Genomic DNA, 14,557 nt, shown 5'->3' on the forward strand with positions numbered 1-14,557 from the left:
GGAGCGCCCGATGAGGGCGGATCTGCGGGCGCTCACGCCGGCCACGCTGGCCGAGCTGACCAATCGGGGGCTGGTCAAGCGGGCGGCGCGGGAGCTGGAACGCGAGACGCCGAAGCTGTCGGAGGACACGGACGGGACGGTGCACGCGGTCTTCCCGGACGGGACGAGCACCGGCCTGCCGCCGGGAGGTCTCGACGCGGGCACGTGCGGTTGCGGCGCCACGGGAGTGTGCCGGCACGTCGTCGGCCTCGTGTTGGCCTATCAGACCTGGTCGGACGGAGCGCCGGCCGACAGCACGGCTGCCACGTCCGGCGAGCCGGCGGCGACCGCTGCGACCGCTACGACCGCTACGACCGACGCTGCTGGGAGAGGCGCGGGCGCGCTCGCAGACGGCCGCGGCGCAACGGAATCCGGGGGCGGCGCACGGATACCCGGGGGCGGCGCACGGATACCCGGGGACGGCGGGAACGTGGCTGGAAAAGGCAACGACGCGGCGGAGGTCGGGCCGGCGGAGCTGTGGTCTCCGGGCGAGTTCACGGATGAGCAGCTGGACGCTCGGGTCGGGGCCCGGATGATGGTGGCGGCCCGGCGGGTGTTCCGGGGCGGGTTCGTGGCTCGGGTGCATCGGGGGCGGGTGGGGGATCCGGTTCCTACTGTGGAGTTGCCTACCGCCACCGTGCGGTTTCTCGTGCCGCATGACCTCGGGTTCGCGCGGAGCGACGCCGCGGCGGGGAGCCGGGATGATGTTCTCGCGCTCGCCGTGTGGGCGTTTCGGGCGGCCGACGCGCTCGGTGGGGAAGACGCCGATGTTCAGGTGCAGGTGGGTGGGGCGCCGGCCGGGACCACCGGGTTCGAAGCGCTGGGGCGCGCCGTTCAGCTGGCCGGGGTCGTGGTGCGGGAAGGGGCCGTTCATCTCGGGGCGGGGATGGGCGGGGAGATCGCGGCCGTGCGGGCCGGGCTCGAGGCGGCTCGGATGCGGTGGCCCCTGGGTGCTGTCGACGACCTGGTGGGGCAGCTGGAGGCGTACCGGGAACGCAGTGCTCGTTATCGGCCGGAAGCGCTGGCTGATCATGTGGCCGAGCTGGTGGCGCGGCATCGCAGTGTGACCCGTGGCGGGATGGCGCCGGTGTCGCGGGTGCTGGGGACCGACGAGGCGTCGGAGACGCCGTTGCGGCGAGCCCGGCTGGACGGGCTCGGTGCGCGGGTGTCGGCGGTGGGGGACGAACGTACGGTCGAAGTGTTTCTGGCCCATGCGGACAGTTCGGCGGTGCTCGTGTTGCGGCGGCAGTACGCGACCGACGAGAGCGGGCCGGCGCTCGGGCGGCGGCGGGTGGCCGGGGTGACCGTGGGGGCGCTGGCCGGTGGGGCGGTGATCACCGAGTCGGCGTCGCGGAGTGCCAGCCGGGCCGTGCGGCTGGGTACGCGGAGGCTGAGCCGCACCGAGGCGATGACCACCCGGGACACGTGGCGGCATCTGCCGCGGACCCTGCTCGTGCCGGATCTGGCGGCGCTGGCCGGGGAGCTCGACGCCCTGCCGCCGCGGCCGGTCCGGGCGCGGGTGGAGGCCGAGCTGGTGCGGGTGGTGCCGATCGCGGAGGTGCGGTCCGTGACGTACGCGCCGGGGGCGCAACGCGTCGACGCCGAGATCGCGGACGGAGCCGGGGTGACGGCGCGGGTCAGCGCGGTCCACGCGGCGTGCGCGCCGGGGCGGCTGGACGCGGTGGTGGCGGCCCTGGAGGGCGGGGCCCGGTTCGTGGCCGGCAGCGTGCGGCGCGGCGGCGGCACCGTCGTGATCGACCCGATCGGTTTCGCCTCGGACGACGGCGTCGTCGTGCCCGACCTCGCGGCGGCCGGCGGCGGGAACGATCCGCGGGACCGGCCGGGCGAGGGCGGCGATCCGCTGGGGCTGGCCGTGATGGACGCCGTGGGGCTGCTGGCCGAGGTGGCGCACCGCGGGCTGCTGCACCTGCCGTCGCCGATGACCGGGCGGCTGCGCGACGCCGCCAAGCGGCTCGAGACCGTGGGGCTGCGCCAGGCCGGCGCGGCGATCAGCGCGCTGGCCGCCCGGCTCGGACCCGATCCGGGGGACGACGCGGTCGAGGCGTGGGCCGACGCCTACCTGAGGTTGGGGCTCTGCGCGGAACTGCTGCCGTGACCGGCCGGCGGCGGTTCAGTCGCGCCGCAGCAGGGCCAAGGTGTTTCGCAGCTCCTGGCGCAGTGTCCGCTCGGCTGCCTCGGGATCCTGGGCGCCGACCGCGGCCACCAGCTGGGCGTGGGTGTCCTCGCCCGGGTTCGGGCGCCGGGCGCGCAGGCCGAGCAGGCGTACGAGGTCGATCAGTCCCTCCCGCAGCACCGGCAGGAACTCGGTGAACAGGTTGAGCAGGATCGGGTTGTGCGCGGCGGCGACGATCGCGGCGTGCAGGGCGATGTCGGCGTCGACGAACGCGGCGTCGTCCTCGCCGGCCGCCTCCACCCGGCGGGACATGGCGGCGGTGATGGCGGTCATGTCGTCGCCGGTGCGGCGGGCCGCGGCCAGGCGGGCCGCCTCCACCTCGAGGGCCACGCGGACCTCGTACACGTCGGTCAGCGCGGCCCGGCGCAGCTGGACCGCCCAGTTGACGCGGGGCTCGGCCGCGACCACGAAGACGCCGGCGCCCTGACGGGACTCGACCAGGCCGGCGCCGGCCAGGATGCGCATGGCCTCGCGCAGCGTGGGACGGCTGACGCCGAGCAGGGGCGCCAGTTTGTGTTCGCCCGGCAGCTTCGTGCCGACGCCCCACTCGCCGGAGCTGATCCGGCCGCGGACCCGCTCGGCGACCTGGGCGACGAGCGGTGACGGGCTGACCGGATCCATCGCACCAGACTAACTTGTCATACAACCTGACAAGTTCTATCGTGGGCGCATGGCGCTTCTTCTCCTTGGTCGCCGCTGCGGGGCCTGACACGGCCGGCACCCCGCAGCGGGTGGTCCGCGCGCCGGTCGATCAGAACCGACCGACCTGGAGACGAGAATGAATCCGCAACGACCCAGCGGCATGCCCTTCCACCGTTACCGCCCTGTTCACGACCGTGTCGAACTGCCCCTGACTGAGCGCGACTGGCCGACCAACCGCATCACCGAGGCCCCGCTCTGGGTGCCGGTCGATCTGCGCGACGGCAACCAGGCCCTGGCCGAGCCGATGGACACCGGCCGCAAGCGCCGCTTCTTCGACCAGCTCGTGGCGATGGGCTACAAGGAGATCGAGATCGGTTACCCCTCGGCCAGTCAGACCGACTTCGATTTCGTCCGTCACCTGGCCGCGACCGGCGTCCCCGACGACGTCACGGTCGTCGTCTTCACGCCGGCCCGCGAGGAACTCATCGACCGCACCGTGGCCTCGGTCGACGGCATCGACCGGGCGATGATCCACCTGTACACCGCGACCGCGCCGGTCTGGCGGGACGTCGTGCTCGGGCGTACGAGAAACGACGTCAAGTCCTTGATCCTTCAAGCCGCCGCCCATCTGGCCCGGCGCGCGCCCGGGCGCCGCTTCCAGTTCTCGCCCGAGGTCTTCAACCTGACCGAGCCCGACTTCATCCTGGAGATCTGCGACGCGCTCACCGCCCTGTGGGCGGCGAGCCCGGACCACCCCGTCGTGCTCAACCTGCCGGCGACGGTCGAGGTCGCCACCCCCAACGTGTACGCCGATCAGATCGAATACATGCACAAGAACCTCGCTCGCCGCGACGCGGTCATCCTGTCCGTGCACCCGCACAACGACCGCGGCACCGGCATCGCCTGCGCCGAGCTGGCGGTGCTGGCCGGCGCCCAGCGCGTCGAGGGCTGCGTCTTCGGCAACGGCGAGCGCACCGGCAACGTCGACCTGGCCACGCTGGCCCTCAACCTGTACGCGCAGGGCGTCGACCCGATGATCGACTTCTCGGACATCGACGCCGTCGTCCGTACCGTCGAACACTGCACCCGCCTGCCGCTGCACCCGCGCCACCCGTACGCCGGAAGCCTCACCCACACCGCGTTCTCCGGCACCCATCAGGACGCGATCGCCAAAGGCCTGGCCCGCCACGCCAAGGACGCGGCCGAACTGGGCCGGCCGGAGAACCAGGCGCCGTGGTCGGTCCCGTACCTGCCGGTCGACCCGGGCGACCTCGGGCGCGATTACGAAGAGGTCATCCGGATCAATTCACAATCCGGTAAGGGCGGCATAGCCCACATTCTCCAGACCCACCACGGCCTGGACCTGCCGCCGGCCATGCGCCCCGACTTCTCCCGCACGGTCCAGGCCGTCACCGACGAGACCGGCCGCGAGCTGCGCCCGGCCGAGCTGTGGCAGCTCTTCCAGGACACCTACGTGGAGCCCGCCGCCACACCCTCACTCCAACCCGGCGAGGTGCTGACCATTCACAAAGACACTTCCTGGGTGTACGTCCAATGCGCCGTCGACGGGCGCACGGCCTGGGGCGCCGGGCCGGACGAGGAGCACGCGCTCCGGGCCGCCGTCAACCGGGCGTCCCTGAATCGACGCTCATAAAAGCCGCCACGCTCACTCGCGGCGACGCCAGGCCAGGAACGGCGGCAGCGCCAACGCGAGCAGGACGAACGCCCACAGGACGATCGTCAGTGGACTGGAGACCAGGGTGGACCAGTCGCCGTCGGAGAGGGCCAGGGCGCGGCGCAGCTGCTGTTCGGCCAGCGGGGCCAGGATCAGGCCGACGATGGCCGGGGCCACGGGCACGCCGGCCTCGCGCATCAGCAGGCCGAGCAGGCCCAGGACGGTCAGGACGAGCAGGTCGGCCACCGTGCCGCCGGTGGCGAAGGTGCCGAGGCAGGCGAAGACCAGCACCCCCGCGTAGATGCCGTAGGCGGGGATCGTGAGCAGCCGGGCCCAGGCGCGGACCAGCGGGAGGTTCAGCACCAGCAGCAGCACGTTGCCGATGTAGAGGCTGGCGATCAGGGCCCAGACCAGATCGCCGGACTCGGTGAACAGTTGCGGGCCGGGCTGGAGGCCGTACGACTGGAACGCGGTCAGGATGACGGCGGCGGTGGCCGAGGTGGGCAGGCCGATGGTCAGCAGCGGGACGAGGACGCCGGCGGCCGCCGCGTTGTTGGCGGCCTCCGGCCCGGCGACGCCCTCGATGGCGCCGTGCCCGAACTCGGCGCGGTGCTTGGACAGGCGTTTCTCCAGGCTGTAGCTGAGGAAGGTGGGCACCTCGGCGCCGCCGGCCGGAAGGCTCCCGATGGGGAAGCCCAGGGCGGTGCCGCGCAGCCACGCGGGCCATGAACGGCGGAAGTCGGCGCGGGACAGGACGGCGGCGCGGCGCACCGGTTCGACCCGCGCCGACCCGGTGCCGGCGACGAGGTGCCAGAAGGTCTCGCCGAGCGCGAACAGGGCGACCACCACGATCACCACGTCGACGCCGTCCAGCAGGGACGGCACGCCGAAGGCGAGGCGCGGCTGGCCGGTCAGGGTGTCGATGCCGACCAGGCCGATGCCGGCCCCGATGACCAGACTGGCGGCGCCCTTGAGCAGGGACGGGCCGAGCAGGGCGCTCACCGTCACGAAGGCGACGGCCATCAGCGCCACGTACTCGGGTGGGCCGAAGCCGATCGCGATGTCGGCCACGACGGGGGCGGCGACGGAGAGCAGAACCGTCCCGATCGTTCCCGCGACGAAGCTGCCGATGGCGGCCGTGGCCAGGGCGGCGGCGGCCCGCCCGGCCCGGGCCATCTTGTTGCCCTCCAGGGCGGTGGCCACCGACGAGCTCTCACCGGGGGTGTTCAGCAGGATCGAGGTGGTCGACCCGCCGTACATGCCGCCGTAGTAGATGCCGGCGAACATGATCAGCGCCGCCGCCGGGTCGAGCCGGAACGTGACGGGCAGCAGCAGGGCCACGGTCAGCGCGGGCCCGATGCCCGGCAGCACGCCGACCGCGGTGCCGATCGTGACGCCGACCAGCGCCCACAGCAGATTGCCGGGTGTCAGCGCGTCGGCGAAGCCGGTGAGCAGGTCGCCCATCTCAGAACCCCCACGGCCCGGCCGGCAGCGACAGCCCGATCAGCCGGTCGAAGACGAGGAAGACCACCGCCGCGAGCGTCCATCCGTACGCCACGACGCGGGCCGGCCGCGGAGCGCCGAGGAGCAGCGCCGCCGCCGTGAACAGGCCGGCCGAGCAGACCACGAACCCCAGGAACGGCAGCAGAAGAGCGAACGCGATCAGAGTGACCACCATGGCCGTCAGGCGCCAGAGGCGCCGTGGGCTTCCCCAGGGTGTACGCCACGTCGAGCGCGCCGAGAACACCAGGGCCGCGCCGAGAAGCGCGAGCAGCACACCGATCACCACCGGCACGGCCGCCGGCCCGATCGGATCGTCGGCGCCCCGCAGCCGGGCCGCGTCGATCAGCACCACCACCCCGAGGACGGCCATCACGACGCCGAGAAGCCCCGAAGCGCGGAGTTGAGACTGTTCCTCGGTCATGCTGGGCTCGCCTTCGGCATGCCCTCCTGGCCCTACGCCCGCTCCGCTCGCTTCGGTGCAGTCGGTCATGCCAGCCCCATCTTCTTCAGGACGTCCGTCACCGTCCGCCGCTCCTGGTCGATGAACTGCTCGAACTCCGGCCCGGCGAGCGTTGCCTCACCCCAGCCCCGCCGCCCGAGCGTCTCCTTCCACTCGGCGCTCTGAGTCATCCGGAGCAGAAGGTCCTCCAGGTCCCGCTCGTCCGAGGCGCTGATCCCCGGCGGCGCCACCACCCCGCGCCAGTTCGCCAGTTCGACGTCGACGCCCTGCTCCTTCAGCGTCGGCACGTCCGGCAGAGCCGGCAGCCGTTCGGCGCTGGACACGGCGACCGGCCGTACCGTCCCGGCCTCGATCTGCGCCTCGAGCTCGGAGATGCCGGAGACCCCGGCCGTGGCCCGCCCCGACAGCAGCGTCGCCAGCGCCTCCCCTCCCCCGGAGTGCGCCACGTAGTTGACCCGGCCCGGGTCGGCGCCGATCGCGTCCGCCACCAGCCCGGCCAGGATCTGCTCGACCCCGCCGGCCGATCCGCCCGCGAAGGACACCGCGCCCAGGTCCTGCTTCATCCGGGCCACCAGGTCGGGCATGCTCCGCACCGGCGACGACGACGGCACCACGATCACCTCGTAGTCGGTGACGAGCCGGATCAGCGGCGTCGTCCGGTCGAGCCCGATCGGCGCGTCGTTGCTCTCGATCGCGCCCAGCATGATCAGGCCCATCACCATCAGCTGGGTCGGCTCGCCGTCGTGCCGTACGAACTGGCTCAGCCCGATCGTCCCGCCGGCGCCGGTCACGTTGTAGACCTCGGTGCGCCCGGCCAGATCGCGCAGCGCCGCCTGCATCTCGCGCGCGGTCTGGTCCCAGCCGCCGCCGGGCGCGGCCGGCGCCATCAGCCGCAGCTGCCGCCCGTCGAGGAAGCCCTCGTCGTCGTCCGCCCAGGCCGCGCTGACCACCAGCAGGACGGTCGCCAGGGCGGCGGCCAGGTAGGGGGCCCACCGTCGCATCGGTCTCACCACGCTTCCGTGACGTACCGTTACATCGATGTCCCCAGTTTGATGCAGGAGGCAGCGTGGCGCACGTCGTGGTGGTCGGAGGCGGCAACGCCGGTTTCAGCGCGGCCCACGCCGCGGCCGCCCGGGGCCGTGAGGTGGTGCTGCTGGAGCGGGGCCGGCCCGAGGAGTCGGGCGGGAACAGCTTCTACACGGCGGGCGCCTTCCGGGTCGCCCACGACGGCCTGGCCGATCTGGCGCCGGTGCTCGATCCGGATCCGCGGCACGCGTCGACGGTGCTGGCGGCGTACACCCCGCGGGACTTCCTCGACGATCTGCGCAAGGTGACCGCCGGCCGCACCGATCCGGTGCTCTCGGCCGTTCTGACCGAGGAGAGCGGCGCCGCCCTGCGCTGGCTGCACGGCTGGGGGCTGCGCTTCCGCCTGATGTACGAACGGCAGTCGTACCAGGACGGTGAAGGCCGCCACGTGTTCTGGGGCGGGCTGGCCGTGGGCAGTACCGACGGCGGCAAGGGGCTGATGGCGCAGCACACCCGCGCCGCGTCCGCGAACGGGGTCGAGGTCCGCTACGGCGTCCGCTGCACCTCGTTGATCGTGGCCGAGGGGCGGGTCGCCGGGGTGCGCTGGGAGGGCGGCGAGGAGCGGGCCGAGTCGGTGATCCTGGCCGCGGGCGGCTTCGAGGCCGATCCGGTGTGGCGGCGCGAGCATCTGGGACCGGGCTGGGAGCGGGCCCTCGTGCGCGGCACGCCGCTGAACACCGGCGACATGCTGCGGGCGGCCCTGGACGCCGGCGCGGCGCGGGGCGGCGACTGGGGCTCCTGCCACTCGGTGGCCTGGGACGCGGGGGCGGCGGCCACCGGCGATCGTGACCTGACCAACCGCCTGACCCGGCAGAGCTATCCGCTCGGGATCGTCGTCAACGCCCAGGGGCGGCGGTTCCTCGACGAGGGCGCCGACTTCCGCAACTACACGTACGCGCGCTACGGCGGGGAGATCCTGCGCCAGCCCGGCGGCGTCGCCTATCAGGTCTTCGACGACGCCATCCGGCCCATGCTGCGCACCGAGGAGTACGACGCCCCCGGCGCCAGCGTCGTGATCGCCGACAGCATCACCGAGCTGGCCGCACGGCTCGGGGCGGAGGGCCTGCCGTCGACCGTCGAGGAGTTCAACGCCGGGATCGACGAGAGCGTCCACTTCGATCCCTCGGTCAAGGACGGGCGGGCGTCACGCGTCTCCCCGCCCAAGAGCAACTGGGCGCTTCCGCTGCGCACGCCGCCGTTCTACGCCTTCCCGGTGACGTGCGGGATCACGTTCACCTTCGGCGGTCTGCGCGCCGACGAGCACGGCCGCGTCCTGCGGGAGGACGGTTCCGCCATGCCGGGCCTGTACGTCTGCGGAGAGATGCTCGGGGGTCTGTTCAGCGGCAACTATCCGGGCGGCAGCGGCCTGACCGCCGGCACCGTCTTCGGCCGCCGCGCCGGGAGCCTCGCCTAGGGTTTGCGCCCGGCACCGCCGTACAGGGCGACCTGGGCGTCGGTCAGCTCGGCCGGGCCGGCCGGGCGCCACTTCAGGATCGGTACCACTCCCGGGTCGAGCAGGTCGAGGCCGGTGAAGAAGCGGGTCACCTCGGCCTGCGACCGCAGGCGGGTGGGTATGCCCTGGTCGCGCATGATGGCGGTGAAGCGGGCCCACGACTCCGGGTCGTGATCGGCGGTGATGTGGGAGAGCACCAGATAGCTGCCGCTCGGGAGGCGGGACATCAGGCTTTCCACGATGTCGTACGGCTTCTCGTCGTCCTCGATGAAGTGGAGGATCGCGAAGAGCAGCAGCGCCACCGGCTCGGTCAGGTCGAGGGTGTCGCGGACCTCGGGGGTGTCGAGGATCTTGTCCGCTTCCTGCAGACGGGCGCCGAGATAGGCCGTACGGCCGGAGGGGTTGCTCGTCAGAAGGGCCCGGGCGTGGCTGAGGACTATCGGGTCGTTGTCGGCGTAGACGACGCGGGCGGCCGGGTCGATCTCCTGGGCCACCTCGTGCACGTTCGGTTTCGTGGGCAGGCCGGTGCCGATGTCGAGGAACTGGCGTACGCCGGCCTCGGCGGCCAGATGGCGCACCGTGCGCTGGAGGAACGCCCTGTTCTGCCTCGGGGCCGTGGCCGCGTTCGGGTTGGCTTTCAGGCCCTGCTCGGCGGCGGCCCGGTCGGCGGCGAAGTTGTCCTTGCCGCCGAGCAGGAAGTCGTACACCCGCGCGGGATGGGGTCGGCCGGTGTCGAAGGCGTCCGTCACCGGGTCAGGATATCGCCGGAGATCGCTGCGCGGCGATCCCTATCTGCGGTGCGTACCCCGTCGGGGTTTCCGCAGCCAGAGGGCACCGGCGACGAGCAGCATGGCGACCGGGACCGCGGCCAGCCAGAGGAACTTGTCGTTCTTGTTCTCGGCGGGTGGAGCCGCCGGCCCAGCGACGCTGCTGGACGGGGCCTTGACCGGCGGTTTGGGCGGCGGTGTCGTCTGCAGGTCGGCCTTGATGACACCGAGGATCCACGCGGCGACCGCGTCCACCCGGGTCGCCGTGTCGGCGCCGGTGTGCGGGCAGGTCGGTCCCCGGCTGACCACGGCCACCACGGTGGCCACGCCGGTGGGGCCGCCGCTGAAGTACGGGCCGCCCGAGTCGTGCGGGCAGGCGCTGGTGCTCTTGCTCGGCGCGACCCCGGCGACGCCCATCTCGACCTTGTCGACGTTCGTGACCCGGAACTGGCCGGTCTGCAACGTCGGACTGGTCTGCTTCGCGTCGCCGTCGGTGAGGCCGAACCCGACCAGCCGCAGCCGCTGGCCATTGGCCGGCTTGACGCGGCTCAGCTTGAGCGGGGCGATGCCGGTGATCGGGCGGTCGAGCCGGGCCAGCGCCACGTCGGCGCTGCCGTGCTGGCGTACCTGGATCACGTTGGCGCTCAGGCCCACCTTGCTCTTCAGGTCGGCCCGGCCCACGGTGGCGATGGTGCGCTCGGCGACCGGCCGGGAGACCCGCCGGCCGCTGGCGTCCTTGAAGCAGTGGCCGGCCGTCAGCACCCAGCGCGGCGAGATCAGGCCACCGGAGCACGAGCTGTCCCGGCGCCCGCCGTCGGCGGTGGGGATGCCGAGGTCGGTCAGCTTCACCGCGAACTGGTACTGCCCGTTGGCGACGGTCTCGCCGTCGGCGATCGCGTGCGCGGGCGTGCCGGCGGCGCCGGCTCCGAGCACGGCCGCGACGAGCGCGACGACGACCCTCGATAGCGTCTTCATCGGCGTCGAGCCTACGGCCGGCCCGCCAATCACGGACGGGCGTCAGATGATCACTACTTTATGCGGCGTCCCCGCTGGGCCAGGATCGCGTCGTAGTCGTGGTGGGTCTCGAGCCAGCCGCTGATGAAGGGGCAGATCGGCACGACCGTACGGCCTTTCGCGCGGGCGTCGTCCATGACGGCGCGGGCCAGCTGCGAGCCCAGGCCGTGCCCCTCGTACCGCGGCTCCACCTCGGTGTGGGTGTAGGCGATGATGCTGCCGCTGAGCTGATAGGTGACGAGGCCGGCGAGCTCGCCCTGCTCGTCACGCGCCTCGAACCGCTCCTTGTCGGGCACGTCGGTGATCACGAACGTCATGCCTCATCCAATCACAGGGCGCCCGAGCTGGTAGCGCGGCGTGAACCGGGCCCGGTACTCGGACGCGGGCATCCCGTAGTGCGCCCGGAACCGCCGCCCGAAGTAGTTGGCGCCATCGGGGGCAGGCCCGTCACGGATTTGAACAGGCGTACGACATAACCCGGCGCCAGATGCAGCAGCTCGGCCAGCTCGGTCAGCGTCCACGGATGGGCCGGCCGCCCCTCGATGAGCCGCATCGCCTCGACCACCGCGGGATGGATCACCTCGGGCCGGGTGTCGCCGCCGACGGCACGGGCGACATGACCCAGGGCCAGCATGAGCTGGGCGATCAGATCGCCCCGGTGCCGATGCCGCGGCGCTGCTCCACGTACGGCCCGGTCCACAGCAGGTGCCCCAGCAGCGGATCGTCGCGGGTCCAGCTCAGCTCGCGGCGCAGCAGCTCGGCCGAGAAGCAGAGGTTGTAAAGGAGCAGGTCGTCGCAGTCCTCGTATCCGTGCCACACACCGGGCCGCAGCAGCACGACGTCACCGGCGTCCAGGCGCCGCCGACCGTCGACGCTGTGGTGCACACCGCTGCCCGAGATGACGAAGGCCACCTCGATGAAACTGTGCGTGTGCACGGGCAGGGTGTCCTCGTGCAGGTGCCGGCCCGCGTACGCGAAGGTGTCGTTCCCGAAGTAGACCAGGGTGAACTTCTGCTGGATGGCCGTCATGTCGCGAGCACACAATCGCCGCAGGTCCCGCCGCCCGGAATGCGGTAGTACAGGCAGCAGTTGCGGCGGCGCAGGCGCCGGCCGTCCCAGGTGGCCATCCCCCGCAGCTGCCGCAGCTCGAGCGTGGCCGCGACGATGGCGCCGGCCTCGGCCCGCCCGGTCATTCCGGCGGCCCCGCCCAGGGCCGAGGCGACGTTGCCCCACAGCACCTTTTCCGAGAGCACGAACCGGCGCCGGAACACGTCGAGCACCGGCTCGACCAGCTCCAGTGTCAGGGCGCCCCCACCCGCGACGGCGGTCAGGCCGCGCTGCGCGAACGGGACCGGCCCGCCGGCGACCGGCCGCCACCAGAGCTTGGCCGGATCGGGCACGGGCACGGCCCCACCGGCGACGGCCGCGCCGAGCACGGGCGACAGCAGCCGCGAGGCCAGCCCGAGGAAGGTCACCGACGCGACCACCCGCTCCTCGATGGCGTCCGGCCGCAGGCCCGACATCCGCACCAGCGTCTCCCGGGCCGCGCCGACCCGCTCCGCGACCACCTCGGGTTCGAGCAGATCGGAGTACGGCCGCCACGAGCTCCCACCGTCGTACGGCTCCCACACGAAGTAGGCCCCGAACCGGGCGGCCGCGCTCAGCGCGGGTGTGGCGTCGACCTCTGGCACGCACCCACCCTACGGACCCGCCCCCGCGCCGTGGCTAGCCTCTTTTCCGTGTCACAGCCCGGCCGTCCGCCTTCAGCCTCCGAACTGACCCTGTCGCAGATCATGGATCAGCACCACACCAACTTGATGGGCACGGTCCACGGCGGCCGCATCCTCAACCTGATCGACTCGGTGGCCGGCGTGGTGGCGGCCCGCCACTCGGACGGCCCCGCGGTCACCGCCGCCATGGACGAGACGTTGTTCCTCCAGGCCGTCCGCGTCGGCGATGTGGTGCACGTGGCCGCCCGCATCACCTGGGCCGGCCGCAGCTCGATGGAGGTGGCGGTGAAGGTCACGGCCGACCGCTGGGACAGGGCGGTGCCGGCCACCACGGTCGCCACCTCCCACCTGGTGATGGTCGCGGTGGACGACGACGGCAAGCCCCGCCAGGTGCCTTCACTGCTCCCGCAGACCGACGACGACCACCGCGCCTTCCACGAGGCCGAGATCCGCCGCAAGCACCGCCTGACGTTGCGGGCCGCCCTGGCCTCCGGCAGCTGACCGGCGCGACCCCCGCAGCCTGGTTACCGAATCGGCCGTTCGGCTGTTGTTTTCCACCCCGCAACCGGGCCACCATCTGGAGCCACGCGACTCCGGAGTGTGGAGGTGGACAGGTGGAGCGCCGAGTCCCTCTGGGCAACCGCAAGATCGCCGGAGCGACGCTGACCGTCAGCACGATGGGCGGCTACAGCGTCAGCCTCGACGGCGCCGACATCGGCTACGTGCACGCGGGCGTCGGCGACGAATGGCACGCCTACCGCCGCCGGGGCGGCCAGCCCGACGAATATCTGGGCCGCTTCGCCATGGAGGAGGCGGTGGGCCGTATCACCCACACCCCCTAGCTCACCGCAGCCAGGTCACCATCTCGCCGAGCGGCAACCGCCGCCTCGCCAGCTTCTCCGGCCAGGGAATCTCCTCCCCCAGCCGGCCTCGAGCTTGTCGGCCTCGGTGTAGCGCTCGTGGTACGAGGCCTCCCGGATGCCGAGCGCCACCTGAACCGGCGCCTGCGAGATCCACGGCTGGAACCCGTGCTGGAGATAGAAGGGCTTGCCGACGACAGCGATCCGGTGCCCTTGGCTGAAGCCGGCGCTGGGCGCCCGGTGCAGCACCTTCACCACTCGCTCGGCAACGTCGTCGGCCACCGGTTCACCGCGGTAGTTACGCCCCGGCAAACCTCTCCGTCGACGAAGGGTGCTCTTGCTGGAGGCCGTTCCGACGGAAGTGTCACCGGCCGCGTCCACGAAGTCCAGCACGGTGCGGGCCGGCGTTGTCACGATCGTCACGATGAGCGGTGCTCGCCTGTCGGTGATCATTGGCCGGTGATCTCTGATCTGGTGGGCGAGGTGATCGGGGGTGTCGTGGCCGGCAGCCTGGGTGTGGTGCTCGAACGGCGGCGGATCAGGCGGGCTCCGGTGGGCATCGTGCGGGTCGCCGCGGCGATCAAGGTTCCGGGACGCCGGTGGCGGCACGGCTATCTCGACCGGAGACCCGATGGTTTCGCCGTCTGGGCGCCGCGGTGGGGCCGGCGGATCGAGCTGGGCGAGCTCCGGATGGGGCGGGAACTGGGGATGACGCGGGCTGAGCGCACGTTGTGGCTCGATCCCTCGTTGCGGGTGTTCGCGCACGGGGAGATCAAGCTTGCCGTTGGTTCGGCGGATGTCGGGAAAGTGCGGGGATGAGGGCCGGGCGGCCCGTCGACGCCGCGAGGCGACACGCTGATCACAGCATCTGGTGTTGTCACTTTGGGGGTCTGCCCATATATGGTGTCTCTCGCAGCTGGTTCGGGCTCGCCTTCATGGTGTGCCCGAGGCAAGAGGGAACCCGGTGTGAGTCCGGGACTGCCCCGCAGCGGTGAGTGGGAACGAAAGCCGTCACACAGCACTGGGCGCGAGCCTGGGAAGCGACGGCCGGTAGGAGAGAGCACAGCGCCCACGAGTCCGAAGACCTGCCAGCGCGCCGCACGCCGACCGGTGTGCGGCGGTCGAAGGCCGCGT

General features: G+C 72.4%; 17 protein-coding genes and 1 riboswitch. Of the genes, 6 read left to right on the forward strand and 11 right to left on the reverse strand.

Annotated elements, in window-relative coordinates:
• Positions 1 to 10 precede the first annotated feature (10 nt).
• Positions 11 to 2,155, forward strand: a complete 2,145-nt coding sequence (locus ACFY36_RS09245) for a YehQ family protein (RefSeq protein WP_499745412.1) — start codon at positions 11 to 13, stop codon at positions 2,153 to 2,155.
• A gap of 15 nt (positions 2,156 to 2,170) precedes the next feature.
• On the opposite strand, the gene ACFY36_RS09250 is transcribed toward ACFY36_RS09245, so the two are convergent.
• The gene (locus tag ACFY36_RS09250; RefSeq protein ID WP_499745413.1) at positions 2,171 to 2,854 is read right to left on the reverse strand and encodes a FadR/GntR family transcriptional regulator; all 684 of its coding nucleotides are present in this window, start codon (positions 2,852 to 2,854) and stop codon (positions 2,171 to 2,173) included.
• Between the two features lie 157 nt (positions 2,855 to 3,011).
• Here ACFY36_RS09250 and ACFY36_RS09255 point away from each other — a divergent pair, with 157 nt between their 5' ends.
• A complete protein-coding gene (locus ACFY36_RS09255; RefSeq protein WP_499745414.1) occupies positions 3,012 to 4,529 on the forward strand; it encodes a 2-isopropylmalate synthase in 1,518 nt (505 codons plus the stop codon).
• Positions 4,530 to 4,541: 12 nt separating this feature from the next.
• Here ACFY36_RS09255 and ACFY36_RS09260 read toward each other — a convergent pair whose 3' ends face one another.
• From ACFY36_RS09260 to ACFY36_RS09270, 3 genes are all read right to left on the reverse strand, one after another.
• Positions 4,542 to 6,014 carry a tripartite tricarboxylate transporter permease gene (locus tag ACFY36_RS09260; protein WP_499745415.1) on the reverse strand — a complete coding sequence of 491 codons (1,473 nt, stop codon included), beginning with the start codon at positions 6,012 to 6,014 and terminating at the stop codon, positions 4,542 to 4,544.
• A gap of 1 nt (position 6,015) precedes the next feature.
• Positions 6,016 to 6,474 carry a tripartite tricarboxylate transporter TctB family protein gene (locus ACFY36_RS09265; protein WP_499745416.1) on the reverse strand — a complete coding sequence of 153 codons (459 nt, stop codon included), beginning with the start codon at positions 6,472 to 6,474 and terminating at the stop codon, positions 6,016 to 6,018.
• A 65-nt stretch (positions 6,475 to 6,539) separates the two neighbouring features.
• The gene (locus ACFY36_RS09270; RefSeq protein WP_499745417.1) at positions 6,540 to 7,514 is read right to left on the reverse strand and encodes a Bug family tripartite tricarboxylate transporter substrate binding protein; all 975 of its coding nucleotides are present in this window, start codon (positions 7,512 to 7,514) and stop codon (positions 6,540 to 6,542) included.
• Positions 7,515 to 7,579: 65 nt separating this feature from the next.
• On the opposite strand from ACFY36_RS09270, the gene tcuA reads away from it, so the two are divergent.
• Positions 7,580 to 9,013 carry an FAD-dependent tricarballylate dehydrogenase TcuA gene (tcuA, locus tag ACFY36_RS09275; protein ID WP_499745418.1) on the forward strand — a complete coding sequence of 478 codons (1,434 nt, stop codon included), beginning with the start codon at positions 7,580 to 7,582 and terminating at the stop codon, positions 9,011 to 9,013.
• Here tcuA and ACFY36_RS09280 read toward each other — a convergent pair.
• The 6 genes from ACFY36_RS09280 to ACFY36_RS09305 are packed head-to-tail and all read right to left on the reverse strand — an operon-like array spanning position 9,010 to position 12,524.
• Entirely contained in the window at positions 9,010 to 9,801 is a 792-nt protein-coding gene (locus ACFY36_RS09280; protein ID WP_499745419.1) for an SAM-dependent methyltransferase, read from the reverse strand. The genes tcuA and ACFY36_RS09280 overlap by 4 nt on opposite strands.
• A 39-nt stretch (positions 9,802 to 9,840) precedes the next feature.
• Positions 9,841 to 10,794: a S1 family peptidase gene (locus ACFY36_RS09285; RefSeq protein WP_499745420.1), complete on the reverse strand. Its 954-nt coding sequence runs from the start codon at positions 10,792 to 10,794 to the stop codon at positions 9,841 to 9,843.
• Between the two features lie 53 nt (positions 10,795 to 10,847).
• On the reverse strand, positions 10,848 to 11,150 hold the full coding sequence (locus tag ACFY36_RS09290; RefSeq protein ID WP_499745421.1) for a GNAT family N-acetyltransferase: 303 nt from the start codon (positions 11,148 to 11,150) through the stop codon (positions 10,848 to 10,850).
• Positions 11,151 to 11,161: 11 nt separating this feature from the next.
• Entirely contained in the window at positions 11,162 to 11,467 is a 306-nt protein-coding gene (locus ACFY36_RS09295) for a hypothetical protein (RefSeq protein ID WP_499745422.1), read from the reverse strand.
• Positions 11,468 to 11,478: 11 nt separating this feature from the next.
• Positions 11,479 to 11,862: an AraC family ligand binding domain-containing protein gene (locus ACFY36_RS09300; protein WP_499745423.1), complete on the reverse strand. Its 384-nt coding sequence runs from the start codon at positions 11,860 to 11,862 to the stop codon at positions 11,479 to 11,481.
• A complete protein-coding gene (locus tag ACFY36_RS09305; protein ID WP_499745424.1) occupies positions 11,859 to 12,524 on the reverse strand; it encodes a (2Fe-2S)-binding protein in 666 nt (221 codons plus the stop codon). Before ACFY36_RS09305 ends, ACFY36_RS09300 begins: the two co-directional genes overlap by 4 nt.
• 102 nt (positions 12,525 to 12,626) lie before the next feature.
• Here ACFY36_RS09305 and ACFY36_RS09310 point away from each other — a divergent pair, with 102 nt between their 5' ends.
• Together ACFY36_RS09310 and ACFY36_RS09315 are read left to right on the forward strand one after the other, a co-directional pair.
• Entirely contained in the window at positions 12,627 to 13,064 is a 438-nt protein-coding gene (locus tag ACFY36_RS09310) for an acyl-CoA thioesterase (RefSeq protein WP_499745844.1), read from the forward strand.
• 113 nt (positions 13,065 to 13,177) lie between these two features.
• The gene (locus ACFY36_RS09315; RefSeq protein ID WP_499745425.1) at positions 13,178 to 13,405 is read left to right on the forward strand and encodes a hypothetical protein; all 228 of its coding nucleotides are present in this window, start codon (positions 13,178 to 13,180) and stop codon (positions 13,403 to 13,405) included.
• A 15-nt stretch (positions 13,406 to 13,420) separates the two neighbouring features.
• Here the strand turns inward: ACFY36_RS09315 and ACFY36_RS09320 are convergent, their stop codons facing one another.
• Positions 13,421 to 13,846 carry a nitroreductase family protein gene (locus ACFY36_RS09320; RefSeq protein WP_499745426.1) on the reverse strand — a complete coding sequence of 142 codons (426 nt, stop codon included), beginning with the start codon at positions 13,844 to 13,846 and terminating at the stop codon, positions 13,421 to 13,423.
• A gap of 36 nt (positions 13,847 to 13,882) precedes the next feature.
• Between ACFY36_RS09320 and ACFY36_RS09325 the strand changes: the two genes are divergently transcribed.
• The gene (locus ACFY36_RS09325) at positions 13,883 to 14,242 is read left to right on the forward strand and encodes a hypothetical protein (RefSeq protein WP_499745427.1); all 360 of its coding nucleotides are present in this window, start codon (positions 13,883 to 13,885) and stop codon (positions 14,240 to 14,242) included.
• An 81-nt stretch (positions 14,243 to 14,323) separates the two neighbouring features.
• Positions 14,324 to 14,530: riboswitch (cobalamin riboswitch) on the forward strand.
• The last annotated feature ends 27 nt before the right edge of the window (positions 14,531 to 14,557 follow it).

It is taken from the genome of Actinoplanes sp. NPDC000266, assembly GCF_042899005.1.
GTDB lineage: Bacteria > Actinomycetota > Actinomycetes > Mycobacteriales > Micromonosporaceae > Actinoplanes.